Genomic DNA, 22256 nt, shown 5'->3' with positions numbered 1-22256 from the left:
GCATCTTCTTTAAAATAGAAATCAGTTGCAAAGATGCAGCAGACTTCTTTTTTAGGGAGGGATACCTGTGACTGCTCAAACCTTGGTTGCGAGATTGTTTGAATTTGCCGGCAGTTACCGAATACTGCTTATATTGTCTTGGATTTTATCAGGGCTTAGTTCCGTACTGTCGATAGTTCCCTTTATCTGCATATGGTTCGTGATTCGCGATCTATTAAGAGTGCTGCCGGATTTTGCCCAGGCTGGGCAAACAGCTACGTTTGGCTGGCTGGCGGTAGGCTTTGCCGTTCTCAGTATTGCTTTATATTTTGCAGCATTGCTATGCTCTCATCTAGCTGCTTTTCGCGTTGAAAAAAATATGCGTAAAAAGGCTATGCATAAAATTGTAAATTTACCGCTAGGGTATTTTAATACAAATACCAGCGGCAAACTGAGAAAAATCATTGATGATAATGCCGGTTTGACACATGCCTTTTTAGCGCACCAATTGCCTGATATGTCTGGCGCTATCGTTATGCCTTTAGCAATTTTGGCAGTTTTCTTTATCTTTGATTGGCGGCTGGGTCTGGTTTGCTTATTGCCACCGCTTCTTAGCCTGTTTTTTTTAAAAACTATGATGGGCGGCGCAAGAGCTGACCGTATGAACCACTACATGAATGCCCTTGAGGAAATGAATACGGCGGCTGTTGAATATGTCAGGGGAATTCCGGTTGTCAAGGTCTTTCAGCAAACCGTTTATTCTTTTAAAAGTTTCCACGAATCAATTCTTAAATATTGGAAGTTCGCCTCAGATTTTGCTTTATCATGCCGTGTACCTTTTGTTGGCTTTATCATCACGATTAACCTGCCCTCCCTGCTTTTGATTCCTATCGGTATATTATTTAGCTTGACAGCAGCAGATTATCAAGTATTCCTTTTGGATCTTATATTCTATATGCTGTTTGTCCCTTTGTGCATTTCCATGATGAGTAAAATCATGCGTATGGGCGAAAGTATCATGGTGGCACAAGAGGCGGTTGGCCGTGTATATGAAATTATCCAGGCTAAAACGCTTACAGCAGGCAGTCTGAAGGGATCAATGAAAGATACCGGCATTTGTTTTGAAAATGTGACCTTTACGTATCCTGGCAATCAGCTGCCGGCGGTTGATCAGGTAAGTTTTACAGTGCCTCAGGGGAAAACCTATGCGTTGGTAGGTGCTTCCGGCGGCGGTAAAACCACGTTGGCCAGCCTTGTCCCGCGCTTTTGGGATGTAACTGAGGGCAGCGTTAGCATCGGTGGAATTGATGTACGGGAGATTCAAGAAAAAGATTTGATGCAAAAAGTCGCTTTTGTATTCCAAAATACCAAGTTATTCAAAGCCAGTCTGCTCGCAAATATTTGTGCGGCCAAACCGGAGGCAAGCCGAAAAGAAGCTCTTTCTGCCGCCCATCTGGCCCAGTGTGATGATATTTTGGCTAAGATGCCGCAGGGAATTGATACGGTTGTGGGAACTGGCGGTGTTTATCTTTCCGGCGGGGAACAACAGCGGATTGCGTTAGCCAGAGCCATTTTAAAAGATGCACCGATTATTATTTTAGATGAAGCCACTGCTTTTGCCGATCCGGAAAATGAGTATCAGATTCAAAAAGCCTTCGAACACCTGACGGCAGGAAAAACGGTATTAATGATTGCCCATCGCCTTTCTTCCATTACAAATGTGGATTGTATCTTAGTCATGCAACAGGGCAAGATTGTGGAACAGGGTTCTCATAAACATTTAGTAAAACAACAGGGTGTATATGCCAGCATGTGGCAGGAATATCAGACTTCCGTTTCCTGGAAAGTCGGAAAGGCGGTAGGACATGCTTACATTATTGCAAAATAAATTTGCTCTCAGCGAAAGAGGAGCCCGGGATTTAATCAAAGGCAGTTTATATAGTGCCTTGACCGATCTTAGCATGCTGCTCCCTGTCGGGCTTTTTATCATGTTGCTGGATGAACTGTTACAGCCGCTGCTGGGGACAAGCACCGCAACACCAAACCTGCTAAAATATGCGCTGCTTGTATGCGTAGTGTTTGTTGTTTTATACCTGTGCCAGTTTTGGCAGTATTCCAGCGTATTTCTTTCCACCTATACGGAAAGCGCGGCAAGAAGGATTCATTTGGCGGAAAAACTTCGTCAGTTGCCCTTATCCTTTTTTGGCAAAAGAGATTTGGCGGATTTAACGAATACCATTATGGGGGATTGCGCGGCATTGGAACATGCCTTTTCCCATGCTGTTCCCCAATTGTTTGGGGCTATGCTTTCCACACTTGTCATTACCATTGGCCTCTTGTATATGGATTGGCGTATGGGACTTGCCGTATTATGGGTTATCCCGGCAGCCTTTCTGATGATTATTGGTTCAAAATATCTGCAGAACCGGGCCGAGCTTAAGCATTATCAAGCCAAAAGAATTTGTGCCGATGGTATTCAGGAATGCCTTGAAACCATCCAGGATATCAAGGCCTGCAACATGAAAGAACGGTATCTGGAAGGCTTGGACAAAAAACTGGATGCCGCAGAACAGGCGCATATTCATTCAGAACTGACACTGGGCGCTTTTGTGACCAGTGCGCAGGCGGTGCTCAGGCTTGGCCTGGCTTCGGTAATATTGGTAGGAAGTGAATTATTAATTACAGGAAAAACCGATTTGCTGACATACCTGATTTTTTTGATTACGGCATCAAGATTGTACAATCCTTTGTCCGAAACCTTGGCAAATGTCGCTGAAATTTTTATGGCGGAAATTCCTATTGCCAGAATGCAGGAAATGGCAGCACAGCCTGTGCAATGTGGTGAAAAAGATTATCGACTGAATGGCTATGACATCGAATTTGACCATGTTTCATTTGCTTACAATACCGCTGAACCGGTTTTAAAGGATGTTTCCTTCGTTGCCAGACAAGGCGAAGTGACAGCTCTGGTAGGTCCCTCCGGCGGCGGCAAGAGTACTGCTGCCAAACTGGCGGCACGTTTCTGGGATGCAACTTCCGGTACGGTTAGGCTTGGCGGCCGGGATATAACGACAATCGATCCGGAGGCTTTGCTGAAACATTATGCGATTGTCTTTCAGGATGTCACCTTATTTAATGACACTGTCATGGAAAATATCCGCCTGGGAAAACGTGATGCAACAGATGAAGAAGTAACAGCAGCAGCAAGGCTGGCTATGTGTGATGAGTTTGTATCCCGTCTGCCGCTGGGGTATCATACGGTCATTGGCGAGAATGGTTCCGTATTGTCAGGCGGCGAACGCCAGCGTATTTCTATCGCCAGGGCAATTCTCAAAGATGCGCCCATCATCTTATTGGATGAAGCCACCGCTTCGTTGGACGTGGAAAATGAAACAAAGATTCAGGCGGCTTTGGCAGAGCTCATTAAAAATAAAACGGTTTTGATCATTGCCCATCGTATGAGAACCATCGCCAATGCCGACAAGATCGTTGTTCTGTCTGACGGCTATGTCGCCCAGCAAGGCCAACCAGATGCTTTGCTAAAACAAGACGGCTTATATCGTAATATGGTTATGATTCAAACGCAAAATATGGCTTGGTCATTATAAAAGATATACCGGCCAAGGCAAGGAAACAGCCCCAAGAAGGCGAAGCGGAATACGCGTCCGCAAGGATGCGGAGCGGGCCTTCAGAAAAAATAAAAGAGACATGTCAGCAACATGTCTCCTAATTCTATAAATAAATCTTTCCTGCCGAAATCAGCCAGTATGCTGTTTGCTTTGATAAGCAATAATATCGCTTATCGCAACCACTGGCATATTGCGTTTCCCGGCAAATGCCACGATTTCAGGCAGCCTTGCCATTGTACCATCGGCATTTGTTAGTTCACATAATACACCATAAGGTTTTAAACCGGCCATTCTCATCAAATCTACGTTAGCTTCTGTGTGACCCGGTCTTTCCAGTACACCTCCGCGCTTGGCCCGCAAGGGGAAAATATGTCCGGGACGCCGTAGCGCCTCAGGTCTTACAGGGTCAGTAATCGCTGCTTTTACAGTAGTTACACGGTCTGCAGCGGAAACACCGGTAGTAACTCCGTTTGCCGCTTCAATGGAGACAGTAAATGGAGTTTCAAAGCTGCTTGTGTTCACTTCCACCATCATCGGTAAATCTAAGGCCTGAACTCTTTCTTCCGGTAAACATAAACACACAATCCCGCTGCCTTCACGGATTAGCAAGGCCATTTGCTCATTCGTCAAAGACTCGGCGGCAAAAAAGATATCCCCTTCGTTTTCCCGGTCTTCATCATCGGTGACTAAAACCCCTCGCCCGCTGCGCAAGGCATCAAGCGCAGCCTCTACCCTTTCGAATTCATCACCAAATTGAGCTAACAAATTTTGATTCACAGTATCTCCTCCTAATTTCTAGTCGGACTTACTTGAATCAGGGCATACCAGACAGACAACGGCTCCCATCCATGCTAAATTGCAGATTTTATTCATGAGAAAACTAGTTGACTGCCTATCCTCTTTCATCCGGACTATACCGTCGGCACTGGCTTTTACCAGTTCTGCTGTCCTCTTTATATGTAAAGAGCGCTCGCGGGCTCATCAGTATCCTGATACACCGCCGGTGGGGAATTGCGCCCCGCCCTGAGAATAAGTCGCTATACCCAAGTATACTTGCACATCTATTTTTGTCAACTTTTTCTTATTCTTTTTTTCATTAGGTACCTAACTATTCTTTTGTTGACATGTTTCACTAACAAGAAGCAAAATGAACGTCCCCATGCTTCGTGCGGATTACATTTGACAGAAACCGCTATGTATTGTAATGTTAATTTATAAAATGTAATGAGCAGGTGATGAACATCCGGCGTACCAGATGTCATAAAATCAGGGCATAAGTATGACTGGAAAAGAGTAGATAAAATCAATTCTATAGGTTAAGAACTAACTGCTTTGACAGTTTAGTTTTTGTGCCTAATGTTTGATTTTATTTTACTCTTAACTTTTCTTCACCTTAGGAGATGAGCCGTAGAATAAAATCTACGGCTTTTTATTTTGCCCAATTATAAGGAGAAAACAATTATGTTCAACAGCATTAGCAGGGTTTTAGAAAAACCCCCTCTTTATACCAAATCAGAAGTTGCATTTTGGAATGATGAGCACATTTCCAAACAAATGCTCAAAGCTCACCTTGACCCAGAATTTGAAGGCGCAAGCAGAAAATTAACGTTTATAGACAAATCAGCTGCGTGGATAAAAGAAATTGTACCACCTTCAAATTTCCCGTTACTGCTTGACATGGGCTGCGGTCCTGGCATATATGCTGAAAGGTTAGCAACAGCGGGCTATCAAGTAACCGGGATTGATTTTTCAAAGCGGTCAATAGATTATGCGCAAAACTCGGCACTTGAGCAGGGTTTAGACATTACGTATCTTTATCAAAACTATTTGCATATGGATTTGAACAAGGTTTTTGATTTTACAATAATGATATATTGCGATTATGGCGCATTGTCAACAACGGACAGACAAATTGCTATGCAAAAGGTATTTAATCATCTACGACCTGGTGGGAAGTTCTTGCTGGATGTATTTTCAGCAGCTAAGTACAACCATTTTCAAGAAAAGAAAACATGGGAAATTTGCCATAACGGCGGTTTTTGGCGCGAAGATAAATACGTTGCCTTAAATGGGTGCTATAAATATTCTAACAATGTTACATTGGAGCAAATTTCTATTATTTCTAATAGAGAGACAGCCACTTACTATTTGTGGAATAGTTATTTTACAAAAGAAGCGTTGATTAAGGAGGCAAATGACGCAGGCTTTAAGGTATGCAAAGTATTTGGTGATGTTACGGGCAGCTCTTATCAGGAAGATAATTTTACTATTGCCATACTGTTAGAAAAATAAATTTGCTGTAAATTTGTTTTTTCATAATGTCACCCCGAAGCAAGCAGCAGCACAGATCATCGCGGTCGCAGCGCCTCTGCCGTAAGGTGAGCTTCATAGGTTAATATCCCGCTCAGCAGCATTAATACCAGATAGCCTATTCCCATCTTAAACCGAAATCCTGGATTGGTGTGGTAATAGGCGTCATTCCGGTGCTTCCAGAACTCCCAGGCGCGATGAACTGCGGCGAGCAACACCAGAAATAAGATGGGGCTAAAAGTAAACCAAATAAGAACTACAATCAAGGGAATCCCCAAAAACCAGATATAGGGAGACACGGCCCCGGCAATCCGTCCGCCATCAAGCGGCGAGGCCGGGATAAGATTAAACAGGGTGAGGAAGTAACCGGTAAAAGCCAGAGAAAACAACAGCGGTGACTGAAATACATAGGCAGCCGCATGCACCAGCACGGTAGCTAAAAAGCCAAATACAGGACCGCCATAGGCAATGATACTCTCTGTCGCTGCATCTTTCGGCTGTTCCTTAAGGCCAATCAGCGCTCCTAAAAACGGGATAAAGACAGGTGCGGTTACCGGGATATTCTGCCTTTTGGCGGCAAACATGTGACCATACTCATGGACCGCAATAAGCAAAACAAAACCGACTGCCCACCAAATACCATAAAACCAGGCATATACGCCAATCGTTGCCACCATGGATAAAGTAGCAACCCCAAACTTACTAAATTTTAACAGAAAAAATATTCCTTGAAGAAAACTTAAAATACTCTTCCACTTCAAGATGGCAAACAGGGCCGTAACTACCCCGCCTAATCCGATTCGCCTGTACCACGGCGGTTTCGGCGGTGGTGTGGAATCGTCCGTACTTCCAAGCATGTCAGGTTCTCTATTCATTGCTTAACCTCATTTCGTTAATCAAACATCTTATTTTTTATATAATTAATCTATTTCCTTTCGCTTTGCAAAATTCATGCCTTAAAAATTATACTTTGATGGATCCCGGTTACCCTGGCTATTTGCCGTTGTGTTACGCCTTCCAGTTCTTTAATTTCCCTGATTATTTTATTACGCATAGCTATATCCATAGTTTGCAACAGTTCAATTGGCTGTCCATTTAACAGTTCTTTAATTGCTTGAGCCAAATCATCATCGCTCTTTCGCTGTTTTGCCTTGAAATCCATGAATTGATCAGCACTTTCCTGGTGCATAAAATCGGCAAATTGCTTTATGGCCGCCTCCCCGTTGCCGTTTAATATAGATAGAACAAACGGAGTATTGACCAAACCGGAAGAATCCTGCCCCTGATAATAGGCCTGACAACTACTCCATTGGTAATCCTCAGGTTTTGCAACCAGTTTTGCTTTTACAGGATTATTATGAATATACCTTAAAACGCCCAGCAAATATGCTTCTGTGTCAACTGGCTCGCTTTGAAAACGATTCTGAAAAACATGCCCCACTCGATCATGTTTTTTATTATACCGCCACGCATAACTCGTACCAATACGCTTCATAATAATCGACAATTCTTCTTCTTTTTCCTGCAACAAGAGATGGATATGATTGTTCATCAAGCAATATCCGTAAATACTGCAACTCCCGCTTTCCTGGACCCGCTTTATAATTTCTAAAAAACGGCAACGGTCGTCCTCATCAAGAAAAATATCCTGACGATTTATCCCGCGCATCATGATATGATAGATCCCGCTGACACTTTTTTCTCTTGCACATCTTGCCATACTCTCTTCTCCTGTTTTTGTTTTATTGTATCATAAATCAGCCAAGAAGCAAAATGAACGTCCCCACGCTTCCCGGGCAATAAAAAGAGAGCTTGTTCAGGATGCTCAATTCGAGTTACCTGAACAAGCTCAGCAAGAGATTTTAAATAAATCGTACTCTATAAGCCAGGGCAATATTACGGCTGTGGTACCGTTTGAGCCGCTACCCGTTTGGCATACCAGGCTGTGACAATCGGCACCAGAATTGCCGTAACAATTACGCAGGTGGCCACCAGCATCGTGGCTGACGGCGCTACGGGAAGAAACCGCGGATCCACTGCGGCAATGGCTGCCGGAACCGCTGCGGCATTGCCGGCAGTGGTAGCCGCGGCTATGCCTGCCACACCGGTACCGCCGGTGAGCTTGTCGGCAATAATCAGGACAGTGCCGGTGATGACAACAACACCCACACCCATTAATAGTCCAAGCAGGCCGGCCTTCCAAACGGTAGTCAAATTAAGCGAATTGCCAAGGCCAAAAGCAAAAAACGGAATCATAATAGGAGCAGCGCCGCCCAGAAAATCACGCATTTCTTCATCAAGGTTGCCAAGCAGCATACCAACTAACAGCGGCAGGATAGTGCCGATCAGCGTTGGCAGGGGAAAAGCCGCTACTCCCGCCATCCCCAGGGCAATCATCGTGAAGAAAGGGCCTGATTCCAAACTCATGACAGAATAGGCGGCAGCATCTTCTTTTCTGCCGAATTGCCCGATCAGAGCCATATAGAGCCCGCCGTTGGTATCATTCATGGAAGCTACAATTGCCAGAACCGACAGACCGGCCAATAGTCCGTGTTCCACCATTAAGCCGTTCGGGATCAAAGCCGCAGCCAGAAAACCCAGGGCCGTGCCGGTAAAGATTTTAGCACCTAACAAGGCGCCGCCTTTTTTAAGAATATATGGGGTGGCTTTGACGTTGAGCGTAGCCCCCATACAGACAAAAAATACTGCCAGAATGGGCTGAGACCCGGTCATCAAGGCATTGGTAAAGGATCCGAAAGTTTTACCGGCCGCGGGGAAAAAGGTATTAATGATCGCCCCCAACAATAATGGGATAAGCATCATTCCGCCCGGAACCCGTTCAATCGTCTTTTTAATTTGCATAATTTTCCCCTTCACTTTCAATGTTTTATATGAAACTCATTAGCCAGGCTCTCCTGCTACAGCAGGATTATTTATCGCCTCGTCCCCGGCAGCTTTCGATGTTGTGAACATGAACATGCTGACCTGGCTCAATATCCTGGGTGGCAAGACCGATGATTTCACCGTACTTAATCACCGGCTCTCCTTTTCCGATGGCTTTGATGGCGAACTTATGGCCGGCTGGAATGTTATTGAGCACTTGCGTAGTACTCTTGATCTCCCCGCAGCTGGCGGTAATTTCCGTGCCGGCGGCAACTGCTTCGACCACCGTGCACACATTATCTTTCGGCTTCATAATAATGGCTTGTATTTTAGACATCTTATCCACTCCTCTCTTACATCGTAGGTCCGAACCGGTATATGGCAAAATCATTGAAGCCGAGAATTTCCGCTTTTGTCTGTTTGCCTGAAGCCACATCAAGGATTTCCTGGAATATCCGGCGGCCAACCTGGTCAACGGTTTCCTTACCGTCAACAATCGGGCCTGCATCCAAGTCAAGATTATCATTCATGCGTTCAAATAGCTGTGTGGTTGTCGAAACCTTGATGGTTGGCGAAATCGGTGAACCGCAGCAGGTTCCCCGCCCGGTAGTGAAAACTGTCAGATGACAGCCCCCGGCCACCATGCCGGTAAGCTGTTCCACATCCTGTCCCGGCGTATCCATCCATACAAGTCCTTTCTGGGTGACAGGTGCCGCATAGCCAATGACATCCTGCAGCGGTCTGGAACCGGCTTTGTAAATACAGCCAAGCGATTTTTCTTCAATCGTGGACAGGCCCCCTTCAATATTGCCGGGTGTCGGCTGCCCGCCGCGCATATCCACTCCCATATCGGTAGCAAGTTTTTCGCGGGCCTGGATAGTTGCGAAGCATTTTTTCGCAACCTCCTCATTGACCGCCCGGGAGGCAATAATATGCTCGGCACCAATAATTTCGGTGGTTTCGGCCAAAACCACGCTGCCGCCTGCGTCAATCAGGAGATCGCTGGCAAAACCCAGGGCCGGATTGGCAGATATGCCGGAATAGGCATCCGAACCGCCACATTCGGTTCCCAAAATAAGTTTGGATGCATCAATAGCTTCCCGCTGAAGCTGCGCCGCTGCGCCCACCATAGTTGTTGCCGCGCTGACGCCGGCGGCAGTAGCCTTTACCGAGCCGCCTTCGTCCTGGATAATAACCAGATGAACCGGCTTATATGGACATTTTTCCTTGATGGCGGCAGCAATATTCTGGGCCCGGATGGTTTCACAACCAAGTCCGACAACCACAACACCATATACATTGGGGTGGGTGCCGTGACTGACCAGCACATGGGCTGTCAATTCCGCATCGGCGCCCAGCTGAGTACAGCCGTGCTGATGCTCAACCCAGGTTGTTCCCGCTACCTGCTGTGAAATACCGCGTGCCACCCGGTTGGCACACACAACGGAAGGAAGAATAAGAACATGGTTGCGAATGCCTACCGTCCCGTCAGGACGTACAAATCCTTGAAAGTTCATGTAATTAGCACTCCTTTATCTAGTAGTAACAGCAAGAATTCCTTTACATAATATTTTATATGCAAATTTCATGCCAACAGGATTTTCGCCCTATTTGTTGAATTACAAAGAAGTAAGTGCTAATTTTTTGAACATATTTTAATAAAAAATTGAACATATCTATAAAAACGAGACATGCTTTGGTTAACTAGGAGGAACTGTTGTGAATCGCATTGCCTTTATTGCTCCATATACCAATTTAGCGACACTGGCCCGTGAAATTTGCACCGAAACTTACCCGGACGTAAAAGTCTTTGAAGGCCTGCTGGATGAAGGGCTGGACTGCGCCCAACAAGTTGCGGCCGAGGGCTGCCAGGTGATTATCAGCCGCGGCGGCACCGCCAGTCTGATTCAAGAAAATCTTAACCTCCCGGTTGTGGAGGTAAAGGTAACCGGCTATGATATTTTGCACACGCTCAGCGACCTTATCGGAAAAAATAAAACCATCGGGGTAATCGGCTATCACAATGTAGTCAGAGGCTGCCGGGCAATCAGCCAAATGTTGCAAATAAAATCGCTTGAACTGTTAACCCTAAATAGCACCGAAAACCCGGATTGGCAGGCAGCCCAGGCCTGCTTGCACAAAAAACTGCTGCAAACCCCGGTGGACATATTGGTTGGCGATACCCTGGTTATCAGCAAACTAAATCTGAATGTGCCTGAGGTCAGGCTCATCGTATCAGGCGCGGAATCGATTTATGAAGCCATCGAAGAAGCTCGCCGAATTGCCCAGGTCCAGACAGAAGAAAAAAAATCGGCAGAACAGCTCCGCACTATATTACACTTTATTCATGACGGTGTGGTAGCCATTGACGACTCCGGCAACATCACAGTCATGAACCCGGCGGCAGAAACCATTTTCAACAGCAATGCCGCACAGGCAATTGGCAAACCCATTACCCAGTTTATCGCCAACAGCAAACTGCCTGATATACTCATCAGCGGCAAAGCGGAATTGGACCAGCTGCAAAGCACGCTTTCCGGAATGATTGTTACCAGCAAAATTCCCATTAAGGTCAACGGCAAGGTAGAAGGAGCTGTCGCCACCTTTCAGGAAACCGGCCGGATCCAAAAAACTGAGCAAAAAATCCGCCTTACACTTCATGCCAAAGGCCTGTTTGCCAAATATTCCTTTAGCGATATTATGGCCTGGGACCATGAAATGAAGCGAACCATCGATAAAGCCATGCGGTATGCTTTAACCGACGGAACGGTGCTAATCCAGGCGGAAAGCGGCTGCGGCAAGGAACTGTTTGCCCAAAGCATCCATCAGGAAAGCAGCCGCAGCAGCGGTCCGTTTGTCGCCGTCAACTGTTCGGCTTTACCGCCACAGCTGTTGGAAAGCGAGCTCTTTGGCTATGTGGCAGGAGCCTTTACCGGCGCCCGCAAGGAAGGCAAGCCGGGTTTAGTCGAGCTGGCCCACGGCGGCACACTGTTTCTCGATGAGATTGGCGATATGGAGCTCGGTTTGCAAGCCAGGCTGCTGCGCGTACTGGGGGAGCGGCAAGTCATGCGGCTGGGGTCAGACAATTGGATGCCGGTAGATATCAGAGTCATCGCCGCTACCCATGTCCCGCTTAAACAGAAAGCCTTTGAAGGGCTTTTCCGAATGGATTTATTTTACCGGCTTAACGTGCTGACCATCGCCATTCCGCCCCTGCGGCAGCGAGTTGCCGATATTTATCCTTTGGCCAACTATTTTTTGAGTTTATTTGCGGAAAAATATGGCCGCAGCGCCATTGAACTGCCGCCGGAAGCCCATGATGCGCTCATTCGCTATCCCTGGCCCGGCAATGTCCGAGAATTGCGCAACACTATGGAACGTCTGGTATTGACATATGAAGAAACCGGAAACACGATGGATATATTGCTGGATTCCCTCAAAGAACTTGACACCGACAGCGTCAGACTGCCAGCAGCAAAAACGCTGGCTGCTCCTGCGGCAATTGCCGGTCACAGCCTGGCGGCTGTAAGTATGAAAGCTATGAAGCACCAATTAGCCGTCGATACACTCAAAGCCTGCGGCGGCAACAAATCAAAAGCCGCCAAACAGCTGGGAGTTACCAGATATACCTTAGACCGTCTGCTAAAGTAGTATGGCAGCTTAGACGCAGGCGGCCGTTATCTGTAAGCGCCAGCAGCGCAGCATTGTATAACGGCTGTCCGCGCAAAGCTCATACATGCTGTTAAACAAAAAAAGCCAGGACTGAAATCCGCTCTCAGGCGAATATCAGTCCTGGCTTTTTAGAGCCTATTTAACTTTCATTCCTTTGTTTAAAAAAATGTGCCTAAGTAACCCGATTAATCAGCTTCCACAGCAATCAGCTTATGCGCCAGAACATCTACCAGTCCTTTATCTGTTAAGCCCAGCTTGGGAACGGTCGGCAGGGAAATAAAACTTAAAGTCATAAAGGGCGCAGGCAGCGGACAGCCTAATGTCCTGGCCGCCATATTCATGGCTTCAATTTCTTCCAGGACCTCATCTGCGGATTTTTCACTCATTAAGCCACCGATAAGCAGCTGCATTTTGGCGATTACCTTGCCATTATCAACCACAACCAGTCCGCCCTGCATCTCATGGATAGCATTAACCCCCACAGCCATATCAGCATCATTTGTTCCCACACAGACAATATTATGGTGGTCATGTGAGGTGGAAAAGGCCAAAGCGCCTTTCTTTAAACCAAAGCCTTTAACAAAACCTACGCCTACCCCGCCGGTCTTGCCATATCTTTCGACTACCGCAAGCTTCAGAATGTCCTGTGCCACAGCATTGCCAATAACGCCATGTTCAACGGCAAGCTCCGTCCGGCCCCATTCATTAATAATTTGCTCATCACACAGCTCGATGACATTAACGGTTGTTTTGGCTTGATTGGTTTTAGCCTTGACCGCAAAGGATTGTGCGGTAATTGCCTGCTTAAAGGTAACACTTTCCTTAATCCACTGCGGATATTGCCCCGGCGGACATTCCACCGATAATTTACCCGCCTCGGCAACTACTTTACCTTCAAAAATTACCTTGACAGGCTTTACGTCCTGTAAATCCTCGACCAGCAGGATATCTGCCAGTCTGCCGGGAGTTATACTGCCTAATTCATCTTCCACTCTAAAATGCTTGGCTGCATTAATTGTCGCCATTTGCATTGCCTTCATGAACGGCACACCGAGAGCCACCGCTTTATTGATATTATAATTAATGTGTCCTTCTTCTCTGATTTCACTGGCATGCTTATCATCGGTACAGAAAATTAAATTATCGTAATCCAGGCCGTTGGCTATTACTCCGGTCATTAGTTTTTCCAGATTTCTTTCCGTACTGCCTTCCCTGACCATGACTTTCATGCCCAGGCGTATTCTGGCCAGCAATTCTTCATAATCAACACATTCGTGGTCGTCAGATACACCGGCACTGGCATATACATTAAGCTCCTGCGCCAATCGTCCGATAGCATGGCCGTTAACAACTTTTCGCCGCGCCAGCGTTGCTGCTATCTTCTGCAAATACTCATCCTGCACAAATAATATTTTCGAAGGGTCTATCTCACCTAGGCTGCAGCTTTCTTCCCAGTTTAAGATTTCTTCAACCTCTGCTACCCCCAAAACTGCCCCCGTAGTTTCAAGGCCTGGCGCAGTGGGAACCCGTGAGGATACTTCAATCAGCATCCGGTAAGGCAGCCGTGACATGGATTGCAGCATGGTCTTAATGCCGGCAGCACCGGCAACATTGGCAATTTCCATAAGATCAACACAAATCGTGGTAGTACCCTGGGGAACCATTACCGCCGCAAGAGCTTCCGGCGACAATAAGGTTGACTCAAAATGCATATGGGTATCAATTAAACCCGGCAGGGCGTACTGCCCCTGACAAGGAATTACCTCCTTGGCTGCCAAATCAATATTGGGCTCAATGGAAACAATTCTTTTATCCTTTATGTATATATCGGTAGGATATATTTCGGCAGAATACACATTGACCAATTGAACATTTTCCAGCTTCAAATCACAGGGAATTCTCCCCAAACCGGCTTCAACGGTTGTTTTAATTTCTTCAAAAGTTCTCATTGCCTGCACCTCTTGTATCTATTTTAGTACTATTTCTAAGGTCAGATAAATAATAAAGATTACCGTTAACACCCATACCGTGGCGCTGATATTTTTCCTGTTGCCGGCGGCGACCTGCGCGAGGGTGTAGCCTAATACGGAAAATAAAATTCCATGAGCAATACTATAAGTAAAGGGCATAATCATGACTGCCAAAAATACCGGGAAGGCTATGGCAAAGTCCTGAAGATCCACCGATTTGAGCGGTTCCATCATAAAGACCCCGATCATGACCAGGGCCGGTGCAGTCGCGATAGCCGGAATCATAAGAAATACCGGCGAAAAGAACAGGCATAAAATAAACAGAACTCCGGCCACCACGGCAACAAGGCCGGTGCGGCCGCCCTCGGCTATCCCGGTTGTACTTTCCGCTCCATAAATGCAAACCGTATTTGTACCCAATACCGCTCCACCGGCGGCAGAGCAGGCGGTGGCAAAAAGCGCTTTACCGGCATTAGGCAGTTCCCCTTTTTCATTTAAAAAACCGGCCTTGGCTGATACCCCGACAAGAACGCCGATACCATCAAATAAATCGACGAATAAGAAGCTGAAGATGGCAAAAAGCACTCCCAGCAGCACAATGCCTGAGCTGTCAAACATACCGGCAAAAGATAATTGTCCAAAAGTGGGAGCCAAGGCCTGAACAGGATTATCAAAGGCCAGCATGCCGCCTGCCGGCAATTGTGTGTAACTCATGCCTGTTGCCGGGTTCTTGACAAAAAAGCCGGCAACGGTGATAGCCAATATCCCGATTAGTATAGCGCCCCTGATTCGTTTAATAATGAGTACAGCCGTCAAAGCAATGCCCAGTAATGCCAGCAAAGTCCCCGGGTTACCTAAATTCCCCATTTGCAGCAAAGTATCTTTATTGGAGACCACGATTCCAGCCTGAGCTAAGCCGATAAACGCTATAAAAAATCCAATGCCTGCACCTACCGAATTTTTTATACAGTGAGGCATTTCATTAACAATTCTTTCCTGAATGTTAAACAAACTCAAAATGATAAAAGCAATCCCGGAGATCAATACACAGCCTAATGCATTTTGCCAGGAAAGGTTGAGTACCCCGACAACATAAAAAGCGAAATAGGCATTTAAGCCCATGGCCGGCGCCAATGCAAAGGGAAAATTAGCATATAACCCCATGAAGATAGAGCCTAAGCCTGCCGCCAGTGCGGTAGCCCAAAACACAGCTTTGGTATCCATGCCGGCGTTGGCAAGAATAGCCGGATTAACGGCGACAATATACACACAGGTTAAAAAGGTAGTAATTCCTGCCAGGATTTCCGTTTTAACATTGGTACCCTTTTCCGCAAGCTTAAACATACGTTCAAGCAAGCCTTTGTTGCTACATGTACTAAGTTCCATATAATACCGTTACCTCCTAAAAAATTTATAATAATGTAAAAGCAAGGCAGAAGCAGTCACAGCATACGTATGAGGTATTACCTCTATATTATATAAAAAAATAATAGCCGAAATTGTTTACTCTGCCAACTTCAGCTATTATTTTTTTAATAAATATCCTTTTGCCGACAAGAACTGAACCGAATAAGATCTGTGTCATAATACTCAGTATCATAAAAAACCGGATTATTGTCCTGGTCAAAATTCACACTCTCAAATACTAAAAAGGCTTTGGGCTTCACACTATTCATGTAAGCCGCCAGCTTATCATCTTCTGTTACCATTGCAGTGGATATTTCTACGATGTCTCTGGTTACTATTTTGCCTGCCTTGGCTTTTAAAAACTCAAAAATCGACAGTTTAATGTCGTTGGGGGAGATATCTCCCTCGATCAGTTTCCGGGGAAATCTATCAATACAATATATTGCAGGATTTCCATCAGCATAAAATACTTTTTCTACTATTACCACTTCATCTTCAGGATCAATTTGCAATTTATTCGAGCCATTATAGCCTGCAAGCTTAATTTCGATATTTACCAGTTCCACCTCTGCCTTATAGCCGCTATTTCTAATCAGCTTTTCAAATTCCTGAGCCGGATTAAAGGTGATCTTAATCTGCAGGGCGTCGGCGTTGACAAAGGTCCCGATTCCGTGTTTTCGAAAAATTACCCCCTCGTGGGACAGCTCAGTCAGGGATCGCCTGATGGTAATTCTACTTACCCCTAACATTTCAGCCAGCGCTTCCTCGCGGGGAAGCTTATTATTTTTCTGTATATCCATAGACTTTATGTACCGGTACAGGGCTTCTTTTACTTCCTCATTCAGAGAACGATTTTTTACCCGCCTGATCTCCATAAGCCCTCCTGCATAATTTTCATAGGATAGCCCTCTATACGTATGAGGTATTACCTCTTTACAAATTATATCGTTTCCCTTACAAAATAGCAATAATCATCTAATATTTTTTGAGGAGACAGGTCTTACCCCAAAACCTCGCAGGTGTAGCATCTTGTCGCAAACTGCGAACGTTGCAAGCGAAGCAAAATGAACGTCCCCTCGCTTCGACCCTAAAATGCGCAGGTGGAAAATTAATCCTTGAAAAAATTCATAACAGGCTTTATAATTTAAATGCATTTAAATAATTAAGCAATTGAGGTATATTTTATGGCCAGACCTCCGCAAGATCCGCAAATTCGAATTACCGAAATTTTAGATACAGCAGAATATTTATTTACAGCTAAGGGTTATTTCGGAACAACTGTCAGTGACATTGCCAAAGAAATGGGTGTTACGCAGGGCATGTTTTATTACTACTTTAAGTCCAAAGAGGAAATTCTGGAAGCACTGCTTAACCGTCATGTAGCTTGTTTCCTTGCCGAAATTAAAAACATGACTCATTCCGCTGCTTCCCCGGCGGAAAAACTGGGATTTATGATCAGTACCGTAATTAAAAATGTCCGTGCGCACGGTGAAGAACTGCTTAACACTATACATCATGAGCAGAATTTGCATATTAAGAATAAACTAACCAAAGGCGTCACGCTCATGCTCACGCCTCTGGGGCTGAATATTATCGAAGAAGGCCGAAGCCGTCAGGTCTTTAAGGTCGCCCATCCGCAGACTGCTATGAGCTTTATCCTACTTATCATAGACTTTTTAATTGCTGGCCTCTATGAAAAGCAACCCCGGGAACTCTTGTCCCTGCGTCTGCGAATGGCGGAATCTCTCGTCGAAAAGACAGTAGGCCTACAAGAGGGAAATATCCATATCTCGCTGTAATCATGCAAGTCAACCACAATTGAATCATTACCCGAAAATCCCGCTTGCCAGAAAAATCTGGATTGAGCGGTTTTTTCAAACCCATTAATTAAACGCATTTAAATAATGGGCGAAAACTACTTTGTCACCGGAGTATAAGTCTATCCCCCTTACAGAAGGAGGCATATAAATTGTATCAACGCCAAACTATCCGCCGGAAAATCCCGCTTATAACTCAGAAAATACGGGGGCAACAGGACTCGACCCGCCCTCCTCCCCTTCTTTTGCCGGAAAGATACCGTTTTTCGAAGCAGTCATTTCCCAGTATATAACCTTTTAAACTAAGGAGTGAAAGCATGCAATTACCATCTTGGCCAACCAATATTCCCAGAAAAAAATTATATTATGTGTTCGCAGCCATCGCCGGCTTATGTATTCTCGGCGGCGCACTCTGGCAAGGACAGCCTCGCCCACCGGCAGTCGTCAATGAAATTCCGGTGGTACGCACCGCCGTTGTCGGCAACTCCGGTGTTTCCCAGAGGTATACTTACTCCGGCGAAGTGCGCGGCCGCTATGAAAGTCAGCTCGCTTTTCAGGTAAACGGCAAAATTATCACAAGAAATGTGCAGTTGGGCAGTACAGTACAGGCCGGCGACGTCCTTCTGCAAATTGACGCCAAGGACGTTGTGCAAACAGTAAGTAACTATTCCGCTCAGGTGGATTCGGCCGAGTCGCAACTGCAATTAGCCGCAAGCAACCTCAACCGCTACCGGGAACTACTGGAAGGCGGCGCTATCAGCCAGTCCCAGTATGACCAGTATGCCAACGCTTATAATGTAGCCGTTGCCGGGGTGCGCCAAGCCTCAGCACAATACAAGCAAAGTGCCAATCAGCTGGATTATACCTTGTTAAAAGCCGATAAACCGGGCGTTGTATCCGGCATCTCCGCCGAAATCGGCCAGGTAGTCAGCGCCGGCCAGGTTATCGTTACCGTTGTGCAGGATGGCGAACGGGAAGTGGAAATCAGCGTACCGGAAAACCGGCTTGAAGAACTGCGCAATACGGAAAAAATACAGGTTTCCTTCTGGGCTTTGCCTGCTGTAACGGCAGAAGGCAGGATAAGAGAAATTTCTCCGATGGCCGACCCAATCACCCGCACTTTTAAAGTGCGTATCAGTCTGATCAACCCGCCGCCGGCAATAAAGCTGGGCATGACCGCTACCGTAGCCGTAGCCGGCAACTCAGAACAACCGGTCATAAACATACCCGTAGCGGCTGTCTATCAGACCGGCAATCCCACCCCCGCTGTCTGGGTAGTTGCGGGCGGAACCGTAACCCTGCGCTCCATTCAGACCGGTTATTACGGCAAGGACAACACCGTCCAGGTACTCAACGGCCTGCGCCAGGGTGAGCGGATCGTCATTGCCGGGGTACATAAACTGACCGAAGGACAGCAAGTAAGCATCGGCGGTGATTCGCTGTGAAAGGCTTCAATTTGACCGAATGGTCCCTTAACCACAAACAGTTCATTTATTTTTTTATTATTCTCTTTTTCATCGCCGGTATTGTCTCTTATAAAAACCTGGGCCGTATGGAAGACCCGGACTTTACCATCAAACAAATGATTGTTACCGCTGCCTGGCCGGGAGCCACAGCCCAACAGATGGAGGAGCAGGTTACCGACAAAATTGAGAAGAAATTGCAGGACCTGCCGGGGCTTGATTATTTAAAAAGCTACTCCACTCCGGGAGTCACGGTGATTTATGTTCATTTAAAAGACACGGTGCTGCAAAAAGACGTACGCAACAAGTGGCTGGAAGTGCGCAATATGGTGAGCGACATCGCCGGCACTTTCCCCTCCGGGGTCCTGCCGCCGCAGTTCAACGACCGGTTTGACGAAGTGTACGGTGTGGTGTTTGCCCTGACCGGCGACGGTTATACCTATGAAGACATGCGCGCCAAGGCGGAAAGAATCCGGCGGATTCTGCTCGGGGTTCCCAGTGTAAAAAAAGTGAACCTCCTGGGCGTGCAAACCGAAAAGATTTATATCGAAATCGAAAACAGCAAGCTGGCACAATTGGGGATTGATCCCAATTTAATCACCACCACGCTGCAGGCACAAAATGCCATGTCGGCAGCCGGCATGCTGGAAACGGCCTCTGACAATATTTATTTACGGATTACCGGCATGTTTGAAAACCTGGAGGATATTCAGAATACTCCCATTCAGGCGAACGGGCGCGCCTTCCGCCTGGGTGATATCGCGACCGTTACCCGCTCCTACAGTGAGCCCGCCGACCCTAAATTTTATTATAACGGGGAACCCGGCATCGGCATTTCCCTGGCGATGGAGCCAGGCGGCAACGTGCTGGTCCTGGGGGAAAATATTGAAAAGACGATCGAACAGGTGAAAAAGGAACTGCCCGCCGGCCTGGAAATACACCAGACCGTCAATCAGCCCAAAGTAGTGGAAAGCTCTATTGATGAATTCGTAAAATCCCTGGGCGAAGCCATTGTTATTGTCTTAATCGTAAGCTTTATCAGTCTGGGAGTGCGTTCCGGCATCATCGTGGCATTGTGTATTCCGCTGGTCATCGCCATTGTGTTCACCTTCATGAATCTGTTCGGCATTGATTTGCAGCGGATCTCCCTGGGCGCGCTGATTATCGCGCTGGGCCTGCTGGTGGATGACGCGATTATTACCATTGAAGCCATGGTGGTTAAGCTGGAGCAAGGCTGGAGCCGCTTTAACGCCGCCTGCTTTGCCTATACGTCCACGGCTTATCCCCGCTTAACCGGCGAGTTGGTCACCTGCGCCGGCTTCATCCCGGTCGGGTTTGCCGCCGGGACCGCTTCGGAATACTGTGCCAGCATCTTTATGGTTGTCACCATCGCCTTGCTTACCTCCTGGCTGGTGGCCGGGACCGCCACACCGCTGTTAGGCTATTTGTTTATCAGAATTAAACCGAAAGGGAACGGGGAAAAAGAACATGATCCCTATGATACAAAATTTTATCAAAAATTCCGCCGGTTGTTAGTCTGGTGCCTGACCCATAAAAAGACTGTACTAATTGCCACAGCAGGTGCTTTTATCGCTTCCATCGGTTTGTTGGGGCTGGTAAAACAACAATTCTTTCCTGCTTCCACCCGGCCGGAACTGATTATCCAATTGGAGCTGCCGGAAGGTTCTTCCATTGAAAATTCCGATGCCGTTGCCCGTGAGTTTGCGCAGAAACTGGCAGACAATCCGCAAATTTCCTATTATACCTACCATGTAGGTGAAGGCGCTCCCCGGTTTGTATTAAGCTTTGAGCCGACTGCCAACAAACCGAATTTTTCCGAATTTATCATTGTGGCCACCGATGCCAAAGCCCGGGACGAACTGCAGACGAAATACCGCGAAGTATTAATCAAGGAATTTCCCCATGTGCAATTTCACACCAAGGTAATCAACAACGGCCCATCGTCCGACTATCCGGTCATGCTGCGGGTAAAAGGCTATGAGCTGGACAAGGTGCGGGACATTGCCGAACAAATACGGACGGTGATGGCCGCCAATCCCCATACCCGGAATGTAAACCTGAAATGGAGCGAAAAAAGTAAGATTATGCATCTGGATATCGACCAGGATAAGGTCCGGAAGCTGGGAATTACCTCGCAGGCGCTGGCCAGTGCGCTCCAGATGCAGCAGTCAGGGACAGAGATCACCCAATTCAGGGAAACCGACAAAACAGTCAGTATGGTGCTGCGGTTTGCCGCCCGGGACAGAAATGATCCGGCTTATCTAAAAGATTTTAATATTCCGGTCGGCAACGGACAATATGTCCCGCTGGATCAGATCGCCACCATCCGTTTCGAGACGGAGGACGGTTTGATCTACCGGCGTGATTTGAAGCCGATGATCTGGATACAGGCGGAATTGAATTCCGACGACGTGACCGGGGATGATGTGGCGGAACAGGTTTATAGCAAGCTGGCGGATTTGCGCGCCGGTTTGCCGTTTGGCTACAGCATCGAGTATGACGGCGGCAAAGAAGACAGCATTAGGGCCGCAAAATTCATGTCAGAACCGATACCGGCCATGATCATTGCGATCATGATTCTCCTAATGATCCAGCTGCAAAACATTCCCAAAATGATTCTGACGCTGCTTACGGCACCGCTGGGCATTATCGGCGTAGCGGTCGGATTGTTTTTTACCAACAGTCCGATGGGCTTTGTTGTACAACTGGGAATTTTGGCTTTGGCCGGGATTATTATGCGCAATACCATTATATTAATGGACCAGATTGACCAATTGCTGGAAGCCGGCGAACCTCTCTGGGACGCCATTATCGATGCCACCGTCATCCGGCTACGCCCTATCCTTCTGACTGCGGCAGCAGCGATTTTAGGGATGCTCCCCCTGGTTTCAAGCATCTTCTGGGGCCCGATGGCTGTCGCCATTGCGGCAGGGCTAATGGGCGCCACTATCTTAACCTTAGTGGTACTGCCGGTCATGTATGCCGCCTGGTACAAAGCCCAGCCTACTATGGATAAGAAAAATTCCTTAAATGCCGGTTCTGCCAATCATTCTGTTTGATTTGTCAGGTGTCAGGAAACCTTTGGTCTACTAACTATATTGATAA

The 22256-nt window shown here is 46.8% G+C and carries 16 protein-coding genes and 1 riboswitch; of the genes, 7 read left to right on the top strand and 9 right to left on the bottom strand.

The genetic code is table 11. The annotated features are described in order from the left end of the window. Window positions 1-67 precede the first annotated feature (67 nt). Both GT1_RS04835 and GT1_RS04830 read left to right on the top strand, forming a co-directional pair. On the top strand, window positions 68-1867 hold the full coding sequence (locus GT1_RS04835) for an ABC transporter ATP-binding protein (RefSeq protein ID WP_188397772.1): 1800 nt from the start codon (window positions 68-70) through the stop codon (window positions 1865-1867). Continuing rightward, window positions 1845-3587: an ABC transporter ATP-binding protein gene (locus tag GT1_RS04830; protein ID WP_188397771.1), complete on the top strand. Its 1743-nt coding sequence runs from the start codon at window positions 1845-1847 to the stop codon at window positions 3585-3587. Before GT1_RS04835 ends, GT1_RS04830 begins: the two co-directional genes overlap by 23 nt. A 150-nt stretch (window positions 3588-3737) precedes the next feature. Here the strand turns inward: GT1_RS04830 and ribB are convergent, their stop codons facing one another. Further along, the gene (gene ribB / locus GT1_RS04825; RefSeq protein ID WP_188397770.1) at window positions 3738-4385 is read right to left on the bottom strand and encodes a 3,4-dihydroxy-2-butanone-4-phosphate synthase; all 648 of its coding nucleotides are present in this window, start codon (window positions 4383-4385) and stop codon (window positions 3738-3740) included. A gap of 113 nt (window positions 4386-4498) precedes the next feature. After that, window positions 4499-4643: riboswitch (FMN riboswitch) on the bottom strand. 426 nt (window positions 4644-5069) lie between these two features. On the opposite strand from ribB, the gene GT1_RS04820 reads away from it, so the two are divergent. Then, entirely contained in the window at window positions 5070-5900 is an 831-nt protein-coding gene (locus tag GT1_RS04820; RefSeq protein WP_188397769.1) for a class I SAM-dependent methyltransferase, read from the top strand. A gap of 56 nt (window positions 5901-5956) precedes the next feature. Here the strand turns inward: GT1_RS04820 and GT1_RS04815 are convergent, their stop codons facing one another. From GT1_RS04815 to GT1_RS04795, 5 genes are all read right to left on the bottom strand, one after another. Then, a complete protein-coding gene (locus GT1_RS04815) occupies window positions 5957-6793 on the bottom strand; it encodes a site-2 protease family protein (RefSeq protein WP_188397768.1) in 837 nt (278 codons plus the stop codon). A 74-nt stretch (window positions 6794-6867) separates the two neighbouring features. After that, window positions 6868-7590: a transposase gene (locus tag GT1_RS04810; RefSeq protein WP_255430407.1), complete on the bottom strand. Its 723-nt coding sequence runs from the start codon at window positions 7588-7590 to the stop codon at window positions 6868-6870. Window positions 7591-7814: 224 nt separating this feature from the next. Continuing rightward, window positions 7815-8780, bottom strand: a complete 966-nt coding sequence (locus tag GT1_RS04805) for a 2-keto-3-deoxygluconate permease (RefSeq protein ID WP_188397766.1) — start codon at window positions 8778-8780, stop codon at window positions 7815-7817. Between the two features lie 67 nt (window positions 8781-8847). Then, the gene (locus tag GT1_RS04800; protein WP_075757803.1) at window positions 8848-9138 is read right to left on the bottom strand and encodes a UxaA family hydrolase; all 291 of its coding nucleotides are present in this window, start codon (window positions 9136-9138) and stop codon (window positions 8848-8850) included. A gap of 16 nt (window positions 9139-9154) precedes the next feature. Further along, a complete protein-coding gene (locus GT1_RS04795) occupies window positions 9155-10318 on the bottom strand; it encodes a UxaA family hydrolase (protein ID WP_188397765.1) in 1164 nt (387 codons plus the stop codon). Between the two features lie 202 nt (window positions 10319-10520). Here GT1_RS04795 and GT1_RS04790 point away from each other — a divergent pair, with 202 nt between their 5' ends. After that, complete coding sequence (locus GT1_RS04790; RefSeq protein ID WP_188397764.1) at window positions 10521-12452, top strand: sigma 54-interacting transcriptional regulator; 1932 nt, start codon at window positions 10521-10523, stop codon at window positions 12450-12452. 206 nt (window positions 12453-12658) lie between these two features. Here the strand turns inward: GT1_RS04790 and ade are convergent, their stop codons facing one another. The 3 genes from ade to GT1_RS04775 form a co-directional block, all read right to left on the bottom strand. Then, window positions 12659-14422: an adenine deaminase gene (gene ade / locus GT1_RS04785; RefSeq protein WP_188397763.1), complete on the bottom strand. Its 1764-nt coding sequence runs from the start codon at window positions 14420-14422 to the stop codon at window positions 12659-12661. Between the two features lie 18 nt (window positions 14423-14440). Further along, a complete protein-coding gene (locus GT1_RS04780; protein WP_188397762.1) occupies window positions 14441-15829 on the bottom strand; it encodes an NCS2 family permease in 1389 nt (462 codons plus the stop codon). A 146-nt stretch (window positions 15830-15975) separates the two neighbouring features. Beyond that, complete coding sequence (locus tag GT1_RS04775) at window positions 15976-16725, bottom strand: GntR family transcriptional regulator (protein WP_075757798.1); 750 nt, start codon at window positions 16723-16725, stop codon at window positions 15976-15978. Window positions 16726-17034: 309 nt separating this feature from the next. Here GT1_RS04775 and GT1_RS04770 point away from each other — a divergent pair, with 309 nt between their 5' ends. From GT1_RS04770 to GT1_RS04760, 3 genes are all read left to right on the top strand, one after another. After that, window positions 17035-17649 (top strand): TetR/AcrR family transcriptional regulator, encoded by a 615-nt coding sequence (locus tag GT1_RS04770; RefSeq protein ID WP_188397761.1) that lies wholly within the window; start codon window positions 17035-17037, stop codon window positions 17647-17649. 335 nt (window positions 17650-17984) lie between these two features. Next, on the top strand, window positions 17985-19112 hold the full coding sequence (locus tag GT1_RS04765; RefSeq protein ID WP_188397760.1) for an efflux RND transporter periplasmic adaptor subunit: 1128 nt from the start codon (window positions 17985-17987) through the stop codon (window positions 19110-19112). Continuing rightward, a complete protein-coding gene (locus GT1_RS04760) occupies window positions 19109-22210 on the top strand; it encodes an efflux RND transporter permease subunit (protein WP_188397759.1) in 3102 nt (1033 codons plus the stop codon). The genes GT1_RS04765 and GT1_RS04760 overlap by 4 nt, the downstream gene beginning before the upstream one ends. Window positions 22211-22256 lie beyond the last annotated feature (46 nt).

Source organism: Sporomusa sp. GT1 (assembly GCF_014634905.1).
In the GTDB taxonomy this organism is placed as follows: domain Bacteria; phylum Bacillota; class Negativicutes; order Sporomusales; family Sporomusaceae; genus Sporomusa; species Sporomusa sphaeroides.
The sequence above is the reverse complement of the archived record's forward strand: the minus strand, read 5'-3'. Positions and strand labels throughout refer to the sequence as shown.